This window comes from Planococcus sp. BI3, from assembly GCF_056680115.1.
In genome coordinates this window covers 1,201,970-1,225,426 of the sequence record NZ_CM155266.1, presented here as the reverse complement: position 1 = coordinate 1,225,426, position 23,457 = coordinate 1,201,970, and the positions used below count along the sequence as shown (strand labels likewise).

Below are 23,457 nucleotides of genomic sequence, written 5' to 3'. Positions count from 1 at the left end.
CGGTCAAAATGCATGAGTCGAATTACAGACCTGGAGTTTACGGAAGTGCCCCGTTCGGCACATGATGAGAGGGAGAAGAAATTCTCCAAGCTGGGTGGTACCGCGCAATTGCGTCCCTGCATGAATTTTTCATGCAGGGCCTTTTTATGTGGTTTTTTATCGCTCCCATCGTTTTAAAATCTAAGGAGGAATTACAATGGCGAATGAATTGATTCAAGATCTACAATGGCGAGGGCTTTTATACCAGCAGACCGATGAGGAAGGCATGGAGAAATTGCTGGACGAACAGAAAATTTCTTTGTATTGCGGAGTGGACCCGACTGCCGACAGCATGCATATCGGGCATATTGTTCCGTTATTGACGCTGCGCCGCTTTCAGATGCATGGCCACCAGCCAATTTTATTGGTTGGGGGAGCGACCGGCATGATCGGCGATCCTTCAGGCCGGAACGAAGAACGCCAGCTGCAGACGACTGAGCAAATCGACCGCAATGTTGAAGGGATCAAAGTCCAGATGGAACAGATTTTTGATTTCCAATCGGAGAACGGGGCGAAGATGGTCAATAACCGCGACTGGATCGGCAAGATGAGCGTCATCGAATTCCTGCGCGATTACGGCAAACTGATTTCAGTCAACTACATGCTGGCTAAAGATTCAGTGGCTTCACGGTTGGAGACCGGCATCTCGTTTACCGAGTTTTCCTACACATTGATCCAGGCAATCGACTTTAACCATCTATACAACGAGCACAACTGCCGCATCCAGATTGGCGGATCTGACCAATGGGGCAATATCACTTCAGGCCTTGAAATGATCCGCAAAACGCATGACGAGCAAGCAAAAGCATTCGGCATCACCATTCCGCTTGTCACTAAAGCGGATGGGACGAAGTTCGGCAAATCTGCCGGAGGCGCTGTTTGGCTGGATCCGAAAAAAACGACGCCTTATGAATTTTACCAGTTCTGGATCAACGCAGCGGACGCGGATGTCATCAAGTACTTGAAGATCTTCACATTCATCAGCCGTGAAGATATTGAAGCGTTGGAAGTTGCTGTGGAGACAGAAGCACACCTGCGCAAAGCGCAAAAGACACTGGCCGAGGAAATGACCAAATTGATCCACGGCGAAGAGGCACTTGCAGACGCACAGCGCATCACAAAAGCCTTGTTCAGCGGGGACTTGAAAGCTTTGTCTGCTGAAGAGATGAAAGCCGCATTCAAGGACGTACCATCTGTGGAAATGGCGAAAGAAAACAAATCCATCGTTGACCTGATCGTGGAAGCTGGAATTTCTTCTTCGAAACGACAGGCGCGTGAAGATGTTACGAATGGCGCAATTTCTGTAAATGGTGAAAAAGTGGTCGACCTGGAATATATAGTCGACGAAAAAGACCGGATGGAAGATGCATTTGCCATCATTCGCCGCGGCAAAAAGAAATACCATATGGTCCAATTTCAGTAACAAGCCTCTAAACAGGACAGCCGGATTTTCCGGGCTGTCCTGTTTTTTCTATTCAGCTGGAAAATGCAAAATCCAGGTTTATCCGAAAAGCCAGCGGGTAACATGAGGAATGAACGACGATTGACTTTACTAAAACTTCAAGGAGGCGTTAGCAATGTCAAGAGTAGTTGGCTCTTACGAAACAGAAAACCAAGCAATCCGCGCAATCGAAGAACTGCAGCGGGAAGGGTACAGCAGTGAAGACATCTCGGTATTGAGTAAAGATAAGCGGGAAACTGAAGCCGTGGCTGAAGAGACGGGAACACAGGCGGGAGAAGGCGCAGCGGCGGGGGCAGCGACTGGTGGAGTGTTGGGCGGCCTCGGCGGGGTACTTGCTGGGATCGGTGCCTTGGCCATTCCAGGAATCGGCCCAATTGTTGCAGCGGGTCCGATAGCAGCCGGATTGACGGGTGCTGTTGCCGGCGCGGGTGTAGGCGGACTTGCCGGTGCGCTCATCGGCATGGGAATACCGGACGATGAAGCGGAACGGTATGAAACGCATTTTAATGAAGGAAAAATATTGGTGCTGGTCGAGGATGACAACAGTTCGATACCTGACCGCAATGACCGCGATACATTCATAGGGGAACGGGATCCGCTCATTGGAAATGACAACACGACGACGATAAGAGGCGGGCAAAGTGACCTCGATAATGATCCGTTGCGCGGCAGCCGCAGAGGGCAAGCCGGTTTGTAAAAAGAAGCGGAAAAAGAAAAGCCATCCTAGTTTCGGATGGCTTTTTGATTGGTTATTGATCGGACAGTGGTTGCCGCCCATCTCAATCGCCTTTATATTCAATGCTGTTTTTCTTTAATGAAGCGCGGCAGTTCCATGTCATCAAATTCCTCAGGGTGAATCAGTTTCCCTAGTCGGATGGCGCCTTCGATCAGTCTTGGGGAAGGGCGGCAATACAGTTCTTCCTCCATGACGTGGATGTGGTCGATGGCTTTCAGTTCCTTCCATCCGGGACGTTTTTTGACTAGTTCCGGTTTGACTTTTGATGCCAGGACACCAACCCAAGCGAGCAAAATGTAATCGGGCTCGCGCTCGAGTACATCGGCCCAATCTGTTTGGATATTGGCGGAATCGGTGCCGTCAAACAGGTTGCGGGCACCGGCCATGCGGCTGATTTCGGTCAGCCAATTGATGTTGCCGGGAGTAAAAACAGGCTTTGGCCACCATTCCCAGTAAAGGGAAGGACGGCTTGCTGCTTGTTGTCCCCGTGATTTGATGTCTTCGATGCTGGCCAGGTATTCAGCATGGACAGTTCTGGCGTCTATTCCACAGGCATCAGCCACCTTCAGCAGATCCTGTCCGATTTCCTCCAATGTTTGGGGATCCAATACTAGATGGGGGATCTTTCTTCGAATCAATTCATCGACGTTCTTTTCCATGCCTGGAACACTCAATGAGGCCAAAACCAAATCAGGTTCCAATGCCTCCAGTTCATCCATTCGGATAGACAGGTCAGGCCCCAGCCGCGGCAATGCCGTGATTTCTTTAGGCCAGTCAGAATAATCATCGATGCCGACCAGCAGATGTTCGGCATCTAAAAATGCCAGCAATTCCGTATTGCTTGGGCAAATTGAAATAATTCGCATCCAGCTCCACCTCCATTTTTCACTAGTTTACCATGGTCCCCGAAAAAAATTCTTCCTAATTGATGAAATTGTACAAACAAAGTATGATGAAGAAGATAATTTGAACAACTTACCTCCACTTTCTGTCAGGTTTTATTGACTGGAGAGGAGAGTGGGGTGTCGAATGTTTGATTTGAAAAAAATAGTTAAGCACGGCAAGTAAAGAAAATTGATCTTACTGTAACTTGGAATGTAAGTAGAGTGAAATTATAAGTGAGAGCGGGGTGAAGCTATTGCAGAATAGGACAGCAGAATTTCATGTCAAAGTCTTCTGTCGATTTGATGCAATAGCCGTTGAATGTTGAAAGACCAAGACTTATTTGAGCACTTAAGCAAACGGACCTGGGAAATGACTGAAGAATGGTACAGCTCATTGGACAAAAGCAAAGCGGGAGTCTACGCTTCGACTGATCCCGAGAAAGTGGCTTTGCTGAAAAAACAAAATCACGAATTTCATCTTCGATTTTGTGCCATGTTCGAAAAAGAAAATCCTGATTTTGCAGTTGATTTTCAGGAATGGATAGAAACGATTGCAAAAGACGATGCGCACTTGGATACACCGATTGTAGAAGTCATCGGTGAATTTTTTCGTACACAGCAGCAATACCTCGAGGAAATTGGAGCTTATGCTTTAAGCCATAAAGAGCAGGTAAGCACGGAAAAGTTGATGGAATGGACAGCGGCAATCGTCCAAACCATCAGCAAAATCATCGTAGAGTTTACCGATAAGAATTCTAAAGCAGCAGAAAAGCGCATGAATTCCCAGCAGCAGATGATTGTGGAAATGAGTGCACCTGTTATTCTTTTAGCCAAAAAGACCGGCATGCTTCCATTGATCGGCGAAATCACGCCGCACCGTGCAGAAATCATGTTTGAAAAAGCATTAGCGCAAAGCTCCAAACACGATTTGGAAAAACTGTTCATTGATTTATCCGGTGTTCCGCTCATCGATACGATGGTTGCCCAGCAAGTGTTTCAGCTGATCAAAGGCTTGGAAATCATCGGAGTGCAGGTAGCTTTATCAGGAATCAGCCCTGTCATCGCTCAAACGGCTGTACAATTAGGCATTAAGTTTATTGATATTGAAGTCTACAATACGCTCGCTCAAGCATTGAAGCAAAACAGGGTCCATTTAGTTTGAATACAGTGAAAATCCCCAGAGCCTTCGGCGGCTCCGGGGATTTTTTTATCCATTTTGGGTGTTGTTTGCACAATTCGTTAGTTTGTTTGCGGAATAAGTCACGTTGTTTGCGGAATAAAGAGTTTGTTTGCAGAAGCGAAAAACCCCTCCTGGACAGGGGGATGAGAAAGATCCGGAAAAAACAAAAAAACCCCCGAAACCATTGAATTAACAAGGTTTCGGAGGTTTCCGATACTACCGTTTACGCAATTTTTCAATTAACGTGAGTAGTACTCAACGATCAACTGTTCGTTGATTTCAGCAGACAATTCGCTGCGCTCTGGAAGGCGTACGAATGTTCCTGTTTTGCTATCAGTATCGATAGTTACGTATTCAGGAACGAAGTTGCTTACTTCGATTGCTTCGTTTACTACATCAAGGTTGTTTGATTTTTCACGGAAAGCAATTGTTTGTCCTGGTTTCACGCTGAATGACGGAATGTCAACGCGTTTGCCATCAACAAGGATGTGGCCGTGGTTTACGATTTGGCGAGCTTGGCGACGAGTGCGCGCAAGGCCTAAACGATAAACAACGTTATCAAGGCGAGCTTCAAGAAGGATCATGAAGTTTTCACCGTGCTTACCAGTCATTTTGCCAGCTTTGTTGAACAAAGTTTTGAACTGACGTTCAGTAACTCCGTACATGAAGCGTAGTTTTTGTTTTTCTTGTAGTTGCAAACCATATTCAGAAACTTTTCTGCGTTGGTTAGCACCGTGTTGACCTGGTGCGTAAGGGCGTTTTTCTAATTCTTTACCTGTACCTGAAAGGGAAATTCCCAAACGGCGTGATAATTTCCATGCTGGACCTGTATAACGAGACATATAAGTCTCCTCCTCTGTTTTTGGTTTTTAGAGTAAAATAAAAACCAGATGCATTCATGCTGCAAGCCATTTTATATTCTTGTACCTTCGCTCAGCAGCCAAAGAGTTACACGATACACCTACAATGAGGAATAAAATGGACGAACACGCACATACAACTGCTGCGATTATTTTACACAAAGCATAGTATAACCGATTTTGGACTCTTAAGTCAACCGAGAGCCGGGGAATAGTCTGAAGCACCGGCTTCCATTTTTATATTGTTCAAGGTAGAATGAAATCAAGGTAACATGTAAGCGCTTTCTATTTCAGCTAAGGGGTGGGATTTTATGAAGAAAAAAGAAATGAATATTGAGACGGCGGTTATCCACAAAGGCTATGACAGCTCCAAGCATCACGACAGCCTGGTGACTCCGCTTTACCAGACTTCTACGTATTCTTTTGCAAATGCGGAACAGGGGGAGGACCGGTTTGCGGGAATCAGTGAAGGCAATATCTACTCACGGCTCGGCAATCCGACGGTCCGCGTACTGGAGGAACGGATGACGGAAATCGAAGGGGGCGAGGGAGCGCTCGCTTTCGGTTCGGGGATGGCCGCTGTCAGTGCCATTCTGATTTATTTGACCAAAGCGGGCGATCATGTTCTTTGTTCGAGGGGGATTTATGGCTGTACGTTCGGCTTGCTTGAAATCATGGAAGAAAAATACGGGATCACGCATGACTTGGTGTCCATGACGACCGAGCAGCAAGTGGAACAGGCGATCCGGCCGGAAACTGTCTGCATCTATGTGGAAACGCCGATCAATCCGACGATGGAACTTGTTGATTTGGAGGCAGTGATGGCGGTAGCGAGAAGGCGCAATCTCCGGGTGGTGGTCGACAATACCTTCAGTTCGCCATATCTGCAAAATCCGTTGCGGATGGGAGCGGATTTTGTTTTGCACAGTGCCACCAAATACCTGAATGGCCATGGGGATGTGGTCGGCGGAATTTTGGTGGGGCGTGATGCGGATGAAATGCAGCATATCCGGATGACGGTGCAAAAAGATGTCGGCGGCATCATGTCGCCGTTTGACGCCTGGCTGTTGCTGAGAGGAATGAAAACCTTGCCTGTACGGATGGATCGGCATGTAGCAAATGCCAAAAAAGTATTGGCTTTTTTGAAGCAGCAGGAACTAGTGAAGAAAATATATTACCCTTTCGACGAACAGCATCCGCAGGTTAGCATCGCCAAACGGCAGATGCGGCAGGGAGGCGGCTTGATTTCCTTTGAAATCGAAGGCGGCAAAAAAGAAGCACAAGCTTTCCTGAATGCGCTGTCACTTATTAAAATTGCGGTCAGCCTGGGTGACGCAGAGACCTTGATCCAGCATCCGGCATCGATGACGCATGCGGTTGTGCCGCCTGAAAGAAGGCTGGCGATGGGCATCAGCGATTCTTTATTGCGGCTATCGGTCGGGCTTGAGCATCCGGATGACTTGATCGAGGATCTGGGCAAGGCATTTGAAAGAGTGAAGCCAAAGCTTCAGGAAATTTAAAAGAAACCTTCATGCCTTCTAAAAAAAGACCCTGAACTCGACAATCGAGTTCAGGGTCTTGGCTTGTTCTTAAAGATGCTTCATTAAAACTTCAGTGAAAAGTTCCAGGCCTTGCTGGTCTTCTTCTGTAAAGCGGTTTAGCTCCGGGCTGTCGATATCGAGGACACCGATCACCTGGTCTTCTTTCATGAGTGGAATGACGATTTCAGAGCGGGACGCTGCATCACAGGCGATATGCCCTGGAAATGCCTGGACGTCTTCGATCCGCATGGTCTTTTTGTCGGAAACTGCTGTGCCGCAGACGCCTTTGCCGACTGGAATCCGGACGCAGGCCGGAATACCCTGGAAAGGACCCAGCACAAGTTCGCCATTCTCCATCAAATAAAAGCCGACCCAGTTGGTGCGCTCCAGAAATTGGTTGAGCAATGCCGAAGCGTTGCTCAGGTTAGCGATGCTGTTGTTTTCACCTTCCAATAAAGCATCCAATTGCTTTGAAAGCAGGGTGTATTGTTCTAAGCTGCTGCCGCTGTAATTTGTTTGTGCAAACATGAATAATGACCTCATTTCGTTTTGGGTTTGTAGTACGTTTAAAAGCCATCTGCTTCTTTAAACGGAAGTTCATGGGTGGTGGATCTACCGGAAATGGATAAATCCAATTTACTAAGATAATCGATTCAACTTAGATAAGTATAAATTTTCTCGTAATGCTTATGCAAGCCATTGACACTATGGGCATCGGATCCGAAGACCAGCGGGATGCCAAGTGATTTGGCATATTCGATAAAAGGGAGCGGCGGGTAGGCTTCTAAGCAATCGGGTTTTGAGAATCCAGCGCCGTTGACATCGAGCTCGCAGCCGGCTTTCTTCATTAATTGGAGGATATGCCGAATCTGTGCGCTGTCATCGATTTTTTCGCCATGTGCCAATTGGAATTTGTGGATCAAGGTCGGATGGCCAATTCGTTTGGGCTTGAATGGCCCAATGTCTGCCTGGATGGACGCTTCCACAGTATCGTAATAAAGTTGATAGGCGGACTCGACAGAACCGCATGCAGCAGCCAGTTCCGTAAACACGGCTTTGCTGTAGTCGGCACAAAAATACCGGCCGTCTACTTGGAGAAAATGGACGGATAAAATGGCGTCGTCCAGACTGGGTCCGACTTCATTTAAAAAGGCCTGGGTTTTTTGTTCATATCCTGCAATAAAATCCACTTCCAACCCTAAGCGGATCTGGATATCTTTTTTATAAACATTCTTCAAGCGGGTAACTTCATCCACATAAGGTGCCAACTGCTCCAGGCGCATTCCGCTGTCCTTGTCAGGTGTCGGGTCTATAAAGCCGATTGGCAACGGTGCATGTTCCGTGAAAGAAATATCCGTAAACCCGGACTTAATCGCTTTTTCAATATAAAGTTCAGTTGAGTCTTTTGTCCCGTGAGGACAAAAATGTGTATGAATGTGACCATCTCGTTTCATCTAAAACATCCTCTTTTCTGTCTAATAAAAAATATAATCGCTTTTCTTCTAATTTGGCAAACAAAAGAGTAGAATACATGTTAAAATAAAAGAATCATGAATACATTTACGTATAATTGGTAATGTGATTTTGGAACAGGGGGCTATGTGACTTATGATGGAGTATATCATCATTGCGGTCATCATTCTATTAGCGATAATGATCATCGGCTTTATGTTTCGCAAAAAACATCTGGCTGAAATTGAGCGCTTGGAACAGTTAAAACTGCAAATACAAAATAAACCGATACTTGAAGAACTGACAAAAGTGAAACAATTGAACATGAACGGCCAGACGGAAGAAATGTTTGAACGCTGGCGCAACGTATGGACTGAAATTATGGATGTGCATATTCCGAAAATTGATGCTTCATTATATGATGCTGAAGAAGCGATTAACCGGTTCAGATTCAACAAAGCGACAAAGCTTGAACAGGAAACTGAAATCAAGATCGATACGGTGGATCAACAAATGAACAGCATCCTGGTAGAATTGGAAGAATTGATCGGCAGCGAAGAAAAAAACCGCAGCGAAATCGACCTCATTCAGGAGAAATACCGCCGCGCACGCAAAAATCTGTTGGCTCATCAGTATTCCTACGGTGCCGCAGCTGCACCACTCGAGAAAAAACTCGAATCATTCATTCCATTATTCGATGAATATGAAAAATTGACCGGCGAAGGCAATTACCTTAAAGCCCGTGAAATCGTCATTAGCCTGTCAACTGAAGGCGAAGAAGCATTTTTGCTGGTTGATGATATCCCGCCGTTGCTGGCGGATGTCCAAACAAAAATCCCTTCTTATATTGCTGAATTGCGTCAAGGCAAGAGCGAAATGGAAGAACAGTCCTATTACCTGGGGCATTTGGAATTGACGCTTCAACTGGATGAAATTGAAGAAGAGTTGGAAGTGCTGAAAGAGAACATCGCACTATTGGAAATTGTACAAACGAAAATCGCGGTGGAAAAAATAAAAGACCGGATTGATTCGTTCTATGAGCTTCTGGAAAAAGAAGTGGAAGCAAAACATTACATCGATGAATTCCGCATGGATACAGAACGCCATTTGGAAGTTGTAGCACGTGATACACAGGAAATGGATGAAGAATGCCGATACGTTCAGCATAGCTATAAAATCAGCGAAAGCGAAGCGGCCATTCCAAAGTCTTGTATGGAGAAGATGGAGCAATTAGCGAAACGCTATGACCTGCTCCGTTCACGTCTGGAAGAGGACCAATCAGCGTACTCAAGCCTTCAGGAAGAATTGGTTCATATTCGTGAGGATCTGTCGATTGTCGATTCTACGCAACATGATTTCATGACGGCATTGAAGAGCCTGCGCATCGAAGAAAACAGTGCGCGCGCTAAAGTGGAACAGCTGAAACGCAAACTTCAGGAAACTGATCGCATTTTGCATAAAGCGAATATCCCAGGCATCCCGGAAGATATGGACGTACGCCTGGAAGAAGCCGAAGAACACCTTTTCGTTACCATGCAAACTTTGCGTGAAGTGCCTTTGAACATTAAGCTGGTCGATAATTATTTAGAGCAAGCTGAAAAAAGCATTGATGAGGTTCATGCCAAAGCAATCGAAATGGTTGAGAATGTGCTGTTGATTGAGCGCATCATCCAATACGGCAACCGGTACCGCAAGTCCAATCTGCAATTGGATGCCAAGCTGGGAGAAGCGGAAGAATCATTCCGCCAGCTTCGTTACACCAAAGCATTGGAAGAAGCGGCAACTGCGGTCGAAAACTTTGAACCTGGTTCGATGAAACGCATCGAAGTGCTGGTTAAAGAAGATGCTTGGAACATCTAGAAAAACAAAATGTAAAACCACCAGCGAACAAGAGCTGGTGGTTTTCTTTTCGGAGGCGGAAAAATGATTTACCTGGATAACAGCGCGACAACACGTCCGAAAAAAGAAGTGCTTGATGCTTTTTTAAAAGTTAATGAGCAGTTTTATGCCAACCCTTCATCGTTGCATGCACCGGGAAATCAAGCAGAAGATCTGTTGGAAACAGCACGCAGCCAATTAAAAGAGCTGTTGCATATGGAGAAAATCGTCTTTACTTCCGGCGGCACTGAAGCAAACAACCTGGCATTAATGGGCACCGCCCGAAGCTATCAGCACCGGGGCAAGCATATTGTGACAGCTGTAACGGAACATCCTTCTGTATTGAACTGCCTCGCTGAATTGGAGCAGCAAGGTTTTGAAGTGACACGTCTGCCTGTTGGCCATTTTGGTGAAATCAATAGGGATGAGTTGAAAGATTCATTGCGAAGCGATACGATTCTAGTGTCCTTAATGCACGTCAATAATGAAATCGGCACCATTCACCCCATATCAGAAATAGCGCGTCTGCTGAAAAAACGGCGCATCTTCTTTCATGTAGATGCTGTCCAAAGCATCGGCAAACTCGAGTTCGATCCAGCCAGTATACCTGATTTATTGTCCGTATCAGCCCATAAAATCCATGGTTTGAAGGGCAGCGGGCTATTGGCATATTCCGGCGTTGAATTGCAGGCGATTCAATACGGGGGTGGCCAGGAATCAGGCCTCCGCAGTGGCACTGTCTCTGTTCCGAATGCAGTCGCGTTGGCGAAAGCCTTACGACTGGCAGCGCCAAATCCACTGCATGTGCAATGGAATCAAAACCTGCGCCAGTTTTTTTCGGGATTCAATGGCGTGAAAATTATTAGTCCCGCCGGAGCGTCTCCACATATCCTGGCGGTCGCAGTTAAAGGGATAAAAGGAGAAATTCTTGTGTCCGGTCTGCAAAAAGAGTCCGTCATCGTCTCCACGTCAAGCGCCTGTTCATCCAAAAGCCAGGAAACGAGCCATGTGATTCAGGCGATCGGTCTGCCGCGTGAATTCAAAGACGGCGTCATGCGCATCAGTTTTGGCGCTTTTACCACCGAACAGGACATCATCGCGCTGCAAAGCGCATTTCAGCGGGTATACCGCATAATTAAAGGAGTTTAACCTGATATGAAAACCAATCAAATTCTCGTTCGTTACGGAGAATTATCAACAAAAGGGAAAAACCGGAGTTCATTTATCGGACGGCTGCGCGACAATGTCAGACAGACTTTCTCCGATTTGGAGCATCTCCATATCAAAGCGGAACGCGACCGGATGTTCATCACTTCAGACGATGAACAGGAACTGGCACAGGTGATTGACCGTTTGCCGAATGTATTCGGCATTCAATCATTCAGTCCGGTGACTGCTTGCGAATTGGATCTGGAAGCCATGAAGCGGACAGCCGTAGCCGTAATCGCCAAAATCCAGGATACCGACAAAAGTTTCAAGGTATCCGTGAAACGGCCATTCAAGGAGTTTCCGCATGAAAAACCGGAAATCATGAAAGAACTCAGTTCCCACGTGCTGCGGATTTTTCCGGACTTGAAAGTCCAGATGAAAGATCCGGAAATCGACTTGAAGGTGGAAGTGCGTGAAGAAGCGGTCTATATGATGGCGGAAGTCATTCAAGGCGCAGGCGGTTTGCCGGTAGGAGCGGGAGGAAAGGCCCTGTTGATGCTGTCAGGCGGCTTGGACAGTCCGGTTGCCGGCTACCATATGCTAAAACGCGGCGTCCGGCTAGAATTGATCCATTTCTTCAGCCCGCCGTTCACCAATGAGCGTGCCAAAGAAAAGGTATTTGATTTGGCTGAAAAGCTGTCGCAGTTCGGCTCGTCCGTCAATCTGCACATCATTCCGTTCACCCAGCTTCAACAGGAAGTGCATAAGCAGGTGCCGGATAATATCACCATGACATCCACACGCCGAATGATGATGCGCGTCGCTGATTTGGTGCTGGCTGAGACCAATTGCCGGGCCATCATTACGGGGGAAAGCCTCGGGCAGGTTGCCAGCCAGACATTGGAGAGCCTGCAGGCCATCAACGCTGTGACCAATACACCGGTTCTGCGTCCGTTGATTGCGACGGATAAACTGGAAATCATCGATACCGCCCAGCAGATCGGAACTTATGATATTTCCATCCGCCCGTTCGAAGATTGCTGCACCATCTTTACGCCTGCTAATCCGAAGACCAAACCGAAGCTTGAGAAAGTGGAGTACTATGAAAACTTCGTATCATTCGATGAGTTGATCGAAGAAGCGGTAGCTGAGCGTGAAGTCATCAAGTTTCCGCGCGTCAAAGTAAACCAATTTGAAGATCTATTGTAAGTGTTGAGCCGCCTATCATGGGCGGCTCTTTTTTTGTTGATTTTATTGCGAACGCACCTCAAATGGCGATAACCGCACCTCGCGGGCCATTTTCCGCACCTCAAACGGGTAAAACCGCACCTCGCGGACCATTTTCCGCACCTCAGACACCAAAGACCGCACCTCACCAAGGAATCTTCTGCAATTTCACGCGCTTTTGCTTTGAACAGTGGCAATTATAGACGGGCTATATAAGCCGCTTCGGCTGCTTTGGAGCGGGTTCCCGCAATAAGCCAGGCACGCCAGTCTTATTGCTCCACCAACTCCGGTAACGCAGCTCAGCTAAGTGGGTGGGTGAGAAAAAGCTTCCTTATTTTTGTGGAGGAGATAAGGGGAGAGCTGTTCTGGAATCGTTCAGCAGCGATGGTGCACGCGCCTTAGCTGGGAGCATCTGAGTTTGCAGATGGGTTTCATATTTCTAGATGAAGAGTTGGGGTCCTTACCTCACCCGTTCAAGTTTCTACCGGAGAGAATGGATGGGGCTAGCTCAACGTCTTGCTTCTCTGTATGGTCTAGAAACTTGCGGGAAAAATCAATATACAAATGGAGAAGATGCCCGAAAGCGCCCGCCTGGAGCGAGTTCGTTTCTTTGTCTCTGCTCTACCCTTATAGTCCAACTATATGAAATAGTATGAATACTTAAAAATTCCCTGTATAATGATAGGAGTATAATATTTACATCATCTACAGGGGGGGAATCACCATGAGACGAGAAGAATTGATAGCGCCGGATTCGTATAATCTGGTGGAGGAAATTGAGCGATACGCCAAGGGGGACGGCAAACTGGCCATCCTCTGGGAAAATGATAAAGGCGAAAAGCAGCAGCTTACATATGATGAATTGATGCAACGGGCAAATCGCGCGGCGAATAGCTTTGAAAAAGCGGGACTGGTGAAAGGCGATGTGGTGCTGGTGATGGTGCCGCGTTTGATTGAGGCGTATGTTGCTTATATTGGCGCATTGAAGGCCGGGTTAGCGGTCATACCAAGCTCTGAAATGCTCCGTGCGAAAGACATTGCTTACCGCTTGAAGCACAGCGATGCCAAAGCGGTTATCGCTTATGAACCGTTCATGGATCAATTTGAAGGCGTCAAGGAAATGGACAATGTCGTCAAGTTTGTCATCGGCCAATCTGATCAAAGCTGGATTTCTCTTTTGGATGAAATGAAAACAGCGTCTACTGAATACATAGCAGCACCGACAAAAAAAGACGATATGGCGTTCCTGTCCTACACGTCAGGAACCACCGGCAACCCGAAAGGCGCTGTCCATAGCCATGGCTGGGCGTATGCGCATCTTCGCACATCCGCTGAACATTGGCTTGGCGCGAAGGAAGGGGATATTGTGTGGGCTACAGCGAGTCCAGGTTGGCAGAAATGGATTTGGAGTCCGTTTTTGGCAACGTTGGGAAGCGGAGCTACCGGCTTTGTCTACAACGGCAAATTCGATCCGGCCGTTTACCTGGAATTGCTCGAGACACGCAAGATCAATGTGCTGTGCTGCACGCCGACAGAATACCGTTTGATGGCGAAGCAAAAAGATTTGGCGAAATATGACTTATCGGCTTTACATAGTGCTGTGTCTGCCGGAGAACCGCTCAATGCAGAAGTGATCAACGTCTTTAAAGAAAACTTCAATCTGGAAGTCCGGGATGGCTATGGCCAAACGGAAAACACCTTGCTGGTCGGTGTGATGAAAGGGATGGAATCCCGCATCGGCTCCATGGGGAAACCGACACCCGGCAACCGTGTGGAAATCATCGATGATTTCGGCCAGCCATGCCCTGCCGGCGAAGTCGGAGACATTGCCGTCCATGTGGAAACGCCGGCATTATTTAAGGAATACTTCAAAGATCCGGAACGCACCAGCATGCAGTTCCGGGGTGACTATTATGTAACCGGCGATAAGGCGTCGACGGACGATGACGGATTCTTCTGGTTTGAAGGGCGCGGTGATGACATCATCATTTCGTCCGGCTACACAATCGGGCCGTTCGAAGTGGAGGATGCGCTGATCAAGCATCCGGCTGTCCAGGAATGTGCGGTCATCGGTGCACCGGATGAAATCCGCGGCACCATCGTCAAAGCCTTTGTGGTGCTGGTAGAGGACCATACAGCTTCAGACGAGTTGGTGAAAGAGCTGCAGGATTACGTAAAAGAATTGACCGCACCCTACAAATACCCGCGGGCCATCGATTTTCGCACGGAATTGCCGAAAACAGCATCCGGAAAGATCCGTCGTGTCGAGTTGCGCCAACAGGAAAATGTGAAGAAATAACAACAGCCGGAAAATGAACTGCATCTTTTTTTGTCAGGATCTATTGGCAAGAGCGGTGCGGTTCAAGGACCGGCTCTTTTTTTTGGAGTCTTTCATTTATACACGAGACAGATTCCTTTAATGATGGGAGTTTGTCTTTATTTACATTCGGCATGAGGCCAGCTTATAATTAGACTATTATTTCGAAATACAAAATATAATGAGATTGGTGCGCGATGCAGAGTGACGGATTCTAAAAAAGGTGTTTTGGTCATTATTTTAACGTATACATTATGGGGATTCATGCCGATTTTCTGGAAGCAGATCGACCATGTTCCGGCCGATGAAATCCTGGCAGGCCGGATTATTTGGTCGTTCTTGATGACGCTCGGATTTATTCTTCTATTGAATGGCGGCCGCCAGCTTTGGCTGGACCTGAAAATGCTGTGGGCATCCAAGAAAAAATTCTTCTTATTGATGCTGGCATCGTTCCTGATTTCGGCCAACTGGTTTCTGTACGTTTATGCGGTTTCCAATGACCGAATTGTCGAAACCAGCCTGGGCTATTACATCAACCCGTTGATTTCCATGCTGTTGGGTGCCCTATTTCTGAAGGAGAAATTGTCGCCAGCGATTAAAGTCGCCTTTCTTTTGGCTGCAACCGGTGTGCTGATCTTAACCCTCTCATTCGGCTCTTTGCCTTGGCTCGCTCTCGGAATGGCTTTCAGTTTCGCTTTTTACGGGTTGATCAAGAAAACCATAAAATTAGATGCCTTGCGGGGGTTGGCGATAGAGACGCTGTTCGTCTTCCCGATTGCGATTGCCTACTATGTCTATTTGATGTCGATCGATCGGGTGGCCTTTTTGCAGACGGGGCTGACGACAGATATTCTGCTGATCGCCAGTGGATTGGTCACAGCTTTGCCCTTGTTGCTGTTTGCCATCGGCGCTCCATTAATCCCGCTGTACATGATCGGATTTCTCCAATACATCGCGCCGTCGTTAATGCTATTGATCGGGGTTTTCATTTATGGAGAGGCTTTCGATGCTGTGGATATGATTTCCTTCTCGCTGATTTGGAGTGCGTTGATCCTATTTACTTCCTCGAAATTTCTGGAAGCTCGAGGCATTCGAAAAGCGAATCGGAAAATTTCAGTTTAAATTCCTTTTCCAATGAAACATTTACCACTGTATCCCGTATAGTAAGAGGTAGAAACCAAGGAGGGAATTTCACAAATGAATACAAAACGATGGATCGCATTAGTAGTGGCTGCAGCCGTATTGGGAATTTCATTGGTCATCAACTCAGCGTTCACTTTTCTTCAAAGCGGATTTGGAGAAAGTGTCGATGAATTGATTGCGACTACTGAATCCAGCATCTCGGAAGTTGTGATCGAAGATGGAGATTTTGATAACCGCGTAGCAGTTTTGAATGTAGACGGAGCCATCCAGGATACTGGAGAGGCATCCCCTTTGTTTGGAACAGCCGGTTATAATCATACGTTCTTCATGGAACAATTGGAGAATATCAAAGAGGATTCTACGGTTAAAGCCGTCGTGCTTACGGTAAATTCACCGGGTGGCGGAGTGGTGGAGTCGGCTGAGATTTACGACAAGATCACTGAAATCCAGGAAGAAACAGAAAAGCCGTTTTATGTTTCGATGGGAGCAATGGCTGCATCAGGCGGCTATTATATTGCTGCACCGGCAGACAAGATTTTTGTTAACGAAGAAACCTTGACCGGTTCAATCGGGGTCATCATGCAGAGCGTCAATTATGGCGAGCTGGCAGAACGCTATGGTGTGGATTTTGTCACCATCAAATCCGGTCCTTACAAGGACATCATGAGTCCAACACGCGAGATGACAGACGATGAGCGTGTGTTGCTTCAAGAAATGCTGGATGATTCATATGAGTCATTTGTTGATGTAATCGAAGAAGGCAGAGGCATGACTGAAGCTGAAGTCAGAGCAATTGCAGATGGGCGCATTATGAATGGGCGCCAAGCTGTCGAAGCAAATTTGGCGGATGATTTCGGCTTTGAAGAAGATGTCATCGAACAGGTAAAGGCCGATTTTGATCTTGGCAATGCAGAAGTATTCCAGTACGGCGCTTCAGAAGGATGGGGCTCCCTGTTATCGATGAAAGTAGGTTCGTTCTTCGGCAATGACATGGAAACTCAGATGATTACGAAAATGCTTACGGAATACAGTTCTCCGCGTATGATGTATTTATACGGTGATAAATAAGGAGGGACCATGATGACAGACCACGAAACGAATGAAACAGCAGCAGAAGTGCAAGTCGCACCACATCGTCCCGAAACACCGAGCTACGAGGAAATTCTCATTTACGAACGGAAACCGGCCGGATTTTGGGTGCGGTTCTGGGCTTACTTGATTGATCTCCTGGTCATTGCGGCACTTACAACGATTTTAATCAAGCCGGTATTCGCGCTGCTAGGACTGGAAACAAGCAATATTCCCTGGTATGCGCCATATGCCATCCTGTCAGCTGTCGTCTTCTATGGTTATTTCATACTGATGACCAAATTCTTCATGCAGACTGTCGGAAAAATGATCATGGGCATCCGTGTCGTATCCTTGAAATCGGATAATTTAACATGGGTGACGCTCCTGTTCCGTGAATGGATCGGACGATTCCTTTCAGTGACCATTTGGCCGTTGTATTGGATTGTCGGGTTTACCCCGTTAAAACAAGGTGTCCATGATTACATCGCGGATACAACAGTGGTCCATGAAGAATCTTTCAGAAAAAACAAGCTGGTGAAAAAGAAAGGCGCTGAAGGGTCTGAGTTGCATGAGACTAGAGCGTTTTAGTATGATGAAGAGACTATGAAAGGGAGGCGTTTTTATTGGTACAAATTACATTTAAGAAAAACCCCATTACCTTACCTGATAAAGAAGTGAAAGTTGGAGATCAGGCTCCAGACTTTACGGTCCTTTCCAATGACTTAACACCGGTCACGTTACAGGACACAGCCGGCAAAATTCGGCTGATCAGTGTGGTTCCTTCACTGGATACGGGGGTCTGCTCGGACCAGACAAAGCGTTTCAGCGATGAAGCTGCTTCATTGGGCGACAATGTAGCCGTATTGACCATTTCAGCCGATTTGCCGTTTGCGCAAAAGCGCTGGACGGAAATCAATAAGGTTGATGCCATCACCACGTTGTCAGACCACCGGGATCTATCATTCGGTGAAGCCTATGGCGTGACGATGCAGGAGCTGCGGTTATTGGCACGATCGATTTTCATCATTGATGAAAATGATAAAGTTGCCTATGTGGAATATGTACCTGAAGGAACAGATCATCCCGATTACGAAAAAGCATTAAATGCAGTAAAAGAATTAACAAACTAATACAAGAAACCCACTCGAGAGAGTGGGTTTCCTTATTGAGGACGGCGAAAGTATGAATTCAACGATGGAAAAGACTTTTTATTTTATTGATAACCACACAACAAAAATCCAAAAAGAGCAGGAAAATGCTTATCTGGAAAGTTTGTTGACAACTACTGAAAACTGGCTGGATGGCATCATTAAGCCGGAAGCAGGCGCCAGCAAGGAAGATATCCGTAAAGCGCTTCAGCTGGCTGTGCTGAAAGGCATGAAGGAACATATCCAGCCGCATCATCAAATGACGCCGGACGCCCTGGGTCTACTGGTCGGCTACTTGGTGGAATTATTCGTCAAAAAAGAACAAGCAGTCATTATGGATCCAGCTGTCGGAACCGGCAACCTGCTGTTGACAGTCATGAATTATCTGGATGGCCGATTGACAGGAGCAGGGGTTGAAATAGATGACCTGCTGATCCGTTTGGCTTCAAATGCCGGCAATCTGGTGGAACAGCCAATCACCTTTTATCTGCAGGACGCCTTGCAGCCTTTATTGATCGATCCGGTGGATGTTGTCGTTTCAGATTTGCCGGTGGGCTACTATCCGGATGAGGAAATAGCGACGACATATGAATTGAAAGCGGATGAAGGCATGTCGTATGCGCACCATCTGTTTATCGAACAATCGCTGAAGCACACAGCTGACGGAGGCTATCTGTTTTTTATCGTTCCGAAAGCCTTGTTCGAATCAGCGCACGCCAGCCAATTGCACAGTTTCCTGAAAAAACATGCCCATATCCAATCGGTCATGGAATTGCCGGACAGCCTGTTCAAGAATTCGGCTCACGCAAAAGGAATCCTGGTCCTGCAGAAAAAGAAGGAAGGCATCAAAGCGCCGAAAGAAGTCTTACTGGCCCGTGTTCCGAATATGTCGAAGCCGGAATCCATGTCTAAATTCTTTTCTCAGGTGACGGGCTGGTTTAAAGAAAACAAAGAATAAACGGGCTGCTTTATGCTATACTAGAGCTATAAAAACATCCATATGTATTATTTTTTGATGAAAAGAGGGATGCGCAATGACTGAATCAAACGAAGCGCCGAAAAAAGTCAGTTTGCAGGAAGCTGTAAAACGCCAATTGGAAGCCAAGAAAAATCAGGCTGGAGACAAACAATCTGGCGGCAATGCTTCACTGTCGACCAAAAAAATGAAGAGCCAGCAATCAAAGAAAGTCAGCAATAACCGCCGTAAAATGGGAACATAACATGTAAATACGGTGAGGAACAGGCAGGGAGATCCATTCCCTGCCTTTTTTCTTTGTGCAAAAAAAAGTAGAATTCTTTATAGAAAGTAGTATGGTATTATTAATTGATTATTCGAATAATTGGAAAGAGGATGACTGGTATGCAGACAATTCAAAAGGGTGCGTATGGCTCGGCCGCCTTTCAAGCCGATTGTGCAAATTGTTTTGGCCTTTGCTGCGTAGCGCTGGCATTTGCCGCATCTTCAGATTTTCCTGTTGACAAGGCAGCCGGTGTCCCTTGCAGAAACCTGAATGACGATTTCCGCTGCACTATCCACCGGAATTTAAGGCTCTCTGGCTACAGCGGCTGTACAGTATTTGATTGCCTTGGAGCAGGGCAAAAAGTTTCCCAGCAGACATTTGGCGGCATCAGTTGGAGGGACGATCCAGAATCAGCCGGGATGATGTTCCAGCTCTTGCCGGTCATGCAGCAGTTGCAGGAAATGCTGCTGTATCTGACCCAGGCGATTGAGCGTTGCGACAATGCGGAATTACAGGCTGCGCTGAGTGAAAACAGGCAAGCGGTTGATAGACTGGCTTCTGCATCAGCAGAAGAATTATTGGCAGTGGATTTGTCGGAGTACCGCTTGCACATCAATGACTTGCTGATGCAAGTCAGCGAAAGCGTCCGGCTCGGGTCGGGGCGCGTCAACAAAAAGAATAACCGAAAAAAAGGGCCAGATTACCAGAATGCGGATTTGATGGGCGCGAAATTTCAAGAGAAGGATCTGAAGGGGTCGACATTCAGAGGGGCTTACCTGATCGGGGCAAATTTCAAAAATTGCGATATGAGAAATTCAGATTTCATCGGTGCGGATCTGCGGAATGCCGACCTTTCTGGAGCAGACTTGAGAGGCAGTATTTATCTGACTCAAATGCAATTGAATTCTGCAAAGGGGGATGGCGAGACAAAGGTGCCTGCCTTATTGTCAAAACCAGCTCACTGGAAAGCGGATTGATCCAGCAGGGGAAAATGGAATTTTCCTGAAAAGTATTGACATGCAGAGGAGAACTGGTAGAATCTATTTCAATATACTTTTAAAAATGATGAGTTAAGTGAGTTTTTCTTAAAAAGATTCTTCAGCTATTTACTTCATAAATATTTCGATCGATGATTTAGTAGGCAATTTGTGCGCAGCAGCAAGAGACTGGATGGCAGGTGTGAATTCAGGCAGCAAATTGGATGAAATACAGCATCAGTTAGGATCGTTTCGTAAAAGAGTGGATGTTTTGTTCAGGCAAAGCATTAAATTGGGTGGTAACGCGGAGAAAACCTTCGTCCCTTTATTGGGATGCGAGGTTTTCTCTTTTTTTTTTTTATAGAAAAGGAGAGATTGTCATGCACAACATCAAATCAGTCATCACCCCGAGGTTTCCAGAAGCCATATTACTTACGGCAATTATCTTTCTATTGATCAGTGTCAGCATCATCCGGTTTGAATCGGTTCCGCATATCCCGATCCTGCTTTCGATTCTGCTGTTGATCGGCTATGGCTTGTTGAAGAAAGTGTCTTACCGCACGCTGGAGAAAGGATTGGTTGAAGGAGCTGGAGCTGGAATGAGTGCAGTCTTCCTGTTTTTCTTCATCGGAATCCTCATCAGCAGCTGGATGATCAGCGGCACCATTCCAACTTTGATCTACACAGGATTTACGCTGATTTCCATGACGTTCTTTTATGCCATCGTCTTCATTGTGACCTCGTTGATCGGCTTGTCCATTGGCAGTTCCTTGACGACAGTCGCGACAATTGGTGTTGCGTTCATCGGCATGGCGACGGCGATGGATCTGTCGCTCGCTATCACAGCGGGCGCCATTGTTTCCGGTGCTTTTTTCGGCGATAAAATGTCGCCGTTGTCGGATACGACGAATTTATCATCGACCATTGTCGGTGTGGACTTGTTTGAGCATATCCGCAATATGGGGTGGACGACCATCCCTGCTTTTGTCATCACGTTGATTTTATTCGCCTTATTGTCTCCAGAAGCAGCTGGCGCCAGCATCCAGGACGTAACGAGCTTTAAAGAAGGGCTATTGGGCACGGGCATGATCCACTGGTATACGATTGTGCCGCTGGCTGTCCTGATCCTTCTGACGCTTATGAAAATACCGGCCTTGATGACGCTGGCCTTGAGTTCGCTGTCGGCTGTCCTTATTTCTTTTTTGCATCAGAGTTCTACAGCTTCAGAAATTTTTACAGTTCTGTTCAGTGGCTACGTCTCGACGACGGAAATCGTAGAAATTGACTCCTTGCTGTCTCGCGGCGGCATGGAAAGCATGATGTTCACCGTCGCATTGGTGCTGCTGGCGCTCAGCATGGGGGGGCTGCTGTTTACGCTTGGCATCGTCCAATGCCTTCTGGCAAAAGTGGAGAGCCTTTTGAAAAAGGTTTCATCTGTCATTGCGGCTTCTGCATTAACGGCAATCGGCATCAACATCCTGATCGGCGAGCAATACCTGTCAATCCTGTTGACAGGTCAGGCGTTTAAAGAACCTTACGATAAAGTCGGGCTCGCTGGCAAAAACCTCAGCCGGGTGATGGAAGACGCAGGCACCGTGGTCAACCCGCTCGTTCCCTGGAGTGTTTGCGGAATTTTCATCACGGGAGTCATCGGCGTCTCGACGCTCGACTACCTGCCATTCGCATTCTTTTGCCTGTTGTCGCCATTACTGACCGTGTTGTTTGGATTCACCGGCAAAACCTTGACTTATAAGCAAGAAAAATAAAACACTGAAATAGAAACAGGTGACGTTCCAAGTCGCCTGTTTCTATTTATATAAGTTGAACTAAAAGAGTAACATTTATAGGCCAATTCGGCGGCTACGGAAGAGAAGAGAGCGATGCTCCTCGGCAAGCTTTGTCGCAAAGGTGAACCAAATTCTTCTGGTACACCTTGGTACCCACGATAAGCTGAGAAGAATACTCACACCTTAGTGCCCCATCTCCTCCTAAGCCACACCGGCGTTGGAGAACTCTCAGAGATATGGAGCAAAACAGCGAAGACTCCTGCGGCTTAGCGATTCGACCGATACACCGCAGGGAGCGCAGCGGACGAGGAGGATTGGGCGGGAGCCCGCTGGAAAGCAGAGCTGTTTTGCGGAGTATCGGCTAATATAAAATATTAGTTCAACTTATATAGATAGAGGGGATTTTGAAGCTGAGTCGAATAGTAACATAAGAGGGTAGATTTTCCGCCATGCTGCGGAAAAAATAGTTAAAGGAGTGGTTAGTATGTATCGAAATATTTTATTGGCCGTAGATGGTTCAGAGAATTCGATGCGGGCAGGCAAGCAAGCCGCACAACTGGCATCTTTGATAAAAGGGGTGGAAGTGACGGTGGTCTACGTTTCCGACTTCGATGAAGACAGCAATGAACAATTCCATGATGGAGGTTCGATAGAGTTTGAACTGTCGCGAAAGAAAAAAATCCAACCGGTCAGAGAAGCTTTGGACCGTGAAAATATCTATTACAAAACAGAAGTTATGCATGGGCGGCCGGCACCGGTCATCATAGAGCTGGCAAATGACGGAAATTTCGATTTGGTGGTCATTGGCAGCAGGGGGTTGAATCCAATTTCTGAAATGGTCTTGGGGAGCGTCAGCCACAAAGTTGTCAATCACGTCCATTGCCCGGTGCTGGTCGTCAAATAATGCCTGTCGGGCAATGGTCAATTCTGGTATACTGGAAAAAAAGATTGGTCTGACAACTGCTTGCTGAAGCATAGGATCTGCTGGAGGAAAAAACAGAATGGAAACTTTGCCGAATTGCCCTGAATGCAATTCTGAATATACCTATGAAGACGGCAGTATGCTGGTGTGTCCGGAATGTGCTCACGAATGGAGCCTTACTGCTGAAACCGAAAGTGCCGAGGAAGAACAGCTTATCAAAGATGCCAATGGTACACCTTTAAAGGATGGAGACGCCGTCACTATCGTCAAGGACCTGAAAGTCAAAGGCAGTTCTTCGACTTTGAAGATCGGAACTAGAGTCAAAAGCATCCGGCTGGTCGAAGGCGACCACAATATCGATTGTAAGATTGATGGCTTTGGCGCAATGAAGCTGAAGTCTGAATTCGTCAAAAAAGCGTAACATGAAAAGACCCCACCAAAAC

22 protein-coding genes and 1 other annotated feature (1 of these 23 running past the window's edge) are annotated in these 23,457 nt (G+C 46.8%); of the genes, 18 read left to right on the top strand and 4 right to left on the bottom strand.

The window, feature by feature from the left end; translation table 11 throughout:
* Positions 1-121 (top strand) — a binding site (T-box leader); it begins 68 nt to the left of the window's first position.
* Between the two features lie 75 nt (positions 122-196).
* On the top strand, positions 197-1,462 hold the full coding sequence (tyrS, locus tag AC1MEO_RS06175) for a tyrosine--tRNA ligase (protein ID WP_480335060.1): 1,266 nt from the start codon (positions 197-199) through the stop codon (positions 1,460-1,462).
* A 154-nt stretch (positions 1,463-1,616) separates the two neighbouring features.
* The gene (locus AC1MEO_RS06170; RefSeq protein WP_480335059.1) at positions 1,617-2,198 is read left to right on the top strand and encodes a general stress protein; all 582 of its coding nucleotides are present in this window, start codon (positions 1,617-1,619) and stop codon (positions 2,196-2,198) included.
* Positions 2,199-2,296: 98 nt separating this feature from the next.
* On the opposite strand, the gene AC1MEO_RS06165 is transcribed toward AC1MEO_RS06170, so the two are convergent.
* Positions 2,297-3,103, bottom strand: coding sequence for a cobalamin-binding protein (locus tag AC1MEO_RS06165; RefSeq protein ID WP_480335058.1), 807 nt, complete (start codon positions 3,101-3,103; stop codon positions 2,297-2,299).
* 337 nt (positions 3,104-3,440) lie between these two features.
* On the opposite strand from AC1MEO_RS06165, the gene AC1MEO_RS06160 reads away from it, so the two are divergent.
* Positions 3,441-4,283: an STAS domain-containing protein gene (locus AC1MEO_RS06160; RefSeq protein WP_480335057.1), complete on the top strand. Its 843-nt coding sequence runs from the start codon at positions 3,441-3,443 to the stop codon at positions 4,281-4,283.
* A 257-nt stretch (positions 4,284-4,540) separates the two neighbouring features.
* Here AC1MEO_RS06160 and rpsD read toward each other — a convergent pair whose 3' ends face one another.
* On the bottom strand, positions 4,541-5,143 hold the full coding sequence (rpsD, locus tag AC1MEO_RS06155) for a 30S ribosomal protein S4 (RefSeq protein WP_480335055.1): 603 nt from the start codon (positions 5,141-5,143) through the stop codon (positions 4,541-4,543).
* A gap of 329 nt (positions 5,144-5,472) precedes the next feature.
* Between rpsD and megL the strand changes: the two genes are divergently transcribed.
* Positions 5,473-6,681, top strand: coding sequence for a methionine gamma-lyase (megL, locus tag AC1MEO_RS06150; protein WP_480335054.1), 1,209 nt, complete (start codon positions 5,473-5,475; stop codon positions 6,679-6,681).
* A 69-nt stretch (positions 6,682-6,750) separates the two neighbouring features.
* Here megL and AC1MEO_RS06145 read toward each other — a convergent pair whose 3' ends face one another.
* On the bottom strand, positions 6,751-7,230 hold the full coding sequence (locus AC1MEO_RS06145) for a GAF domain-containing protein (protein WP_480335052.1): 480 nt from the start codon (positions 7,228-7,230) through the stop codon (positions 6,751-6,753).
* A 125-nt stretch (positions 7,231-7,355) separates the two neighbouring features.
* Positions 7,356-8,156: a histidinol-phosphatase HisJ gene (hisJ, locus tag AC1MEO_RS06140; protein WP_480335050.1), complete on the bottom strand. Its 801-nt coding sequence runs from the start codon at positions 8,154-8,156 to the stop codon at positions 7,356-7,358.
* A gap of 154 nt (positions 8,157-8,310) precedes the next feature.
* Between hisJ and ezrA the strand changes: the two genes are divergently transcribed.
* From ezrA to AC1MEO_RS06070, 14 genes are all read left to right on the top strand, one after another.
* On the top strand, positions 8,311-10,014 hold the full coding sequence (gene ezrA, locus AC1MEO_RS06135) for a septation ring formation regulator EzrA (protein ID WP_480335049.1): 1,704 nt from the start codon (positions 8,311-8,313) through the stop codon (positions 10,012-10,014).
* A gap of 63 nt (positions 10,015-10,077) precedes the next feature.
* Complete coding sequence (locus AC1MEO_RS06130; RefSeq protein WP_480335047.1) at positions 10,078-11,181, top strand: cysteine desulfurase family protein; 1,104 nt, start codon at positions 10,078-10,080, stop codon at positions 11,179-11,181.
* A 6-nt stretch (positions 11,182-11,187) separates the two neighbouring features.
* Positions 11,188-12,390, top strand: coding sequence for a tRNA uracil 4-sulfurtransferase ThiI (gene thiI, locus AC1MEO_RS06125; protein ID WP_480335046.1), 1,203 nt, complete (start codon positions 11,188-11,190; stop codon positions 12,388-12,390).
* A gap of 742 nt (positions 12,391-13,132) precedes the next feature.
* Complete coding sequence (gene mbcS, locus AC1MEO_RS06120; protein WP_480335044.1) at positions 13,133-14,707, top strand: acyl-CoA synthetase MbcS; 1,575 nt, start codon at positions 13,133-13,135, stop codon at positions 14,705-14,707.
* Between the two features lie 222 nt (positions 14,708-14,929).
* Positions 14,930-15,847: an EamA family transporter RarD gene (rarD, locus tag AC1MEO_RS06115; protein ID WP_480335042.1), complete on the top strand. Its 918-nt coding sequence runs from the start codon at positions 14,930-14,932 to the stop codon at positions 15,845-15,847.
* Positions 15,848-15,922: 75 nt separating this feature from the next.
* Positions 15,923-16,936, top strand: a complete 1,014-nt coding sequence (gene sppA / locus AC1MEO_RS06110) for a signal peptide peptidase SppA (protein WP_480335041.1) — start codon at positions 15,923-15,925, stop codon at positions 16,934-16,936.
* A 12-nt stretch (positions 16,937-16,948) separates the two neighbouring features.
* A complete protein-coding gene (locus AC1MEO_RS06105) occupies positions 16,949-17,527 on the top strand; it encodes an RDD family protein (RefSeq protein ID WP_480335040.1) in 579 nt (192 codons plus the stop codon).
* A gap of 35 nt (positions 17,528-17,562) precedes the next feature.
* The gene (tpx, locus tag AC1MEO_RS06100) at positions 17,563-18,069 is read left to right on the top strand and encodes a thiol peroxidase (RefSeq protein WP_480335039.1); all 507 of its coding nucleotides are present in this window, start codon (positions 17,563-17,565) and stop codon (positions 18,067-18,069) included.
* Positions 18,070-18,121: 52 nt separating this feature from the next.
* A complete protein-coding gene (locus AC1MEO_RS06095) occupies positions 18,122-19,045 on the top strand; it encodes a class I SAM-dependent methyltransferase (RefSeq protein WP_480335038.1) in 924 nt (307 codons plus the stop codon).
* Positions 19,046-19,121: 76 nt separating this feature from the next.
* Complete coding sequence (locus AC1MEO_RS06090; RefSeq protein WP_480335036.1) at positions 19,122-19,307, top strand: hypothetical protein; 186 nt, start codon at positions 19,122-19,124, stop codon at positions 19,305-19,307.
* Between the two features lie 140 nt (positions 19,308-19,447).
* The gene (locus AC1MEO_RS06085) at positions 19,448-20,305 is read left to right on the top strand and encodes a pentapeptide repeat-containing protein (protein ID WP_480335034.1); all 858 of its coding nucleotides are present in this window, start codon (positions 19,448-19,450) and stop codon (positions 20,303-20,305) included.
* 380 nt (positions 20,306-20,685) lie between these two features.
* A complete protein-coding gene (gene nhaC / locus AC1MEO_RS06080; protein ID WP_480335033.1) occupies positions 20,686-22,071 on the top strand; it encodes a Na+/H+ antiporter NhaC in 1,386 nt (461 codons plus the stop codon).
* A 505-nt stretch (positions 22,072-22,576) separates the two neighbouring features.
* Entirely contained in the window at positions 22,577-22,996 is a 420-nt protein-coding gene (locus tag AC1MEO_RS06075) for a universal stress protein (protein ID WP_480335031.1), read from the top strand.
* 97 nt (positions 22,997-23,093) lie between these two features.
* Positions 23,094-23,435, top strand: a complete 342-nt coding sequence (locus AC1MEO_RS06070; RefSeq protein WP_480335029.1) for a zinc ribbon domain-containing protein YjdM — start codon at positions 23,094-23,096, stop codon at positions 23,433-23,435.
* Positions 23,436-23,457 lie beyond the last annotated feature (22 nt).

Excerpts from the sequence above, each read along its gene's own strand:
- AC1MEO_RS06130 (WP_480335047.1), top strand. The coding sequence starts at position 10,078 with ATGATTTACCTGGATAACAGCGCGACAACACGTCCGAAAAAAGAAGTG.
- nhaC (WP_480335033.1), top strand. The coding sequence starts at position 20,686 with ATGCACAACATCAAATCAGTCATCACCCCGAGGTTTCCAGAAGCCATA.
- AC1MEO_RS06165 (WP_480335058.1), bottom strand. The coding sequence starts at position 3,103 with ATGCGAATTATTTCAATTTGCCCAAGCAATACGGAATTGCTGGCATTT.
- thiI (WP_480335046.1), top strand. The coding sequence starts at position 11,188 with ATGAAAACCAATCAAATTCTCGTTCGTTACGGAGAATTATCAACAAAA.
- AC1MEO_RS06070 (WP_480335029.1), top strand. The coding sequence starts at position 23,094 with ATGGAAACTTTGCCGAATTGCCCTGAATGCAATTCTGAATATACCTAT.
- AC1MEO_RS06105 (WP_480335040.1), top strand. The coding sequence starts at position 16,949 with ATGACAGACCACGAAACGAATGAAACAGCAGCAGAAGTGCAAGTCGCA.
- AC1MEO_RS06085 (WP_480335034.1), top strand. The coding sequence starts at position 19,448 with ATGCAGACAATTCAAAAGGGTGCGTATGGCTCGGCCGCCTTTCAAGCC.
- AC1MEO_RS06075 (WP_480335031.1), top strand. The coding sequence starts at position 22,577 with ATGTATCGAAATATTTTATTGGCCGTAGATGGTTCAGAGAATTCGATG.
- AC1MEO_RS06170 (WP_480335059.1), top strand. The coding sequence starts at position 1,617 with ATGTCAAGAGTAGTTGGCTCTTACGAAACAGAAAACCAAGCAATCCGC.
- AC1MEO_RS06160 (WP_480335057.1), top strand. The coding sequence starts at position 3,441 with ATGTTGAAAGACCAAGACTTATTTGAGCACTTAAGCAAACGGACCTGG.
- AC1MEO_RS06145 (WP_480335052.1), bottom strand. The coding sequence starts at position 7,230 with ATGTTTGCACAAACAAATTACAGCGGCAGCAGCTTAGAACAATACACC.
- mbcS (WP_480335044.1), top strand. The coding sequence starts at position 13,133 with ATGAGACGAGAAGAATTGATAGCGCCGGATTCGTATAATCTGGTGGAG.
- rpsD (WP_480335055.1), bottom strand. The coding sequence starts at position 5,143 with ATGTCTCGTTATACAGGTCCAGCATGGAAATTATCACGCCGTTTGGGA.
- AC1MEO_RS06090 (WP_480335036.1), top strand. The coding sequence starts at position 19,122 with ATGACTGAATCAAACGAAGCGCCGAAAAAAGTCAGTTTGCAGGAAGCT.
- sppA (WP_480335041.1), top strand. The coding sequence starts at position 15,923 with ATGAATACAAAACGATGGATCGCATTAGTAGTGGCTGCAGCCGTATTG.
- hisJ (WP_480335050.1), bottom strand. The coding sequence starts at position 8,156 with ATGAAACGAGATGGTCACATTCATACACATTTTTGTCCTCACGGGACA.
- megL (WP_480335054.1), top strand. The coding sequence starts at position 5,473 with ATGAAGAAAAAAGAAATGAATATTGAGACGGCGGTTATCCACAAAGGC.
- tyrS (WP_480335060.1), top strand. The coding sequence starts at position 197 with ATGGCGAATGAATTGATTCAAGATCTACAATGGCGAGGGCTTTTATAC.
- ezrA (WP_480335049.1), top strand. The coding sequence starts at position 8,311 with ATGATGGAGTATATCATCATTGCGGTCATCATTCTATTAGCGATAATG.
- AC1MEO_RS06095 (WP_480335038.1), top strand. The coding sequence starts at position 18,122 with ATGAATTCAACGATGGAAAAGACTTTTTATTTTATTGATAACCACACA.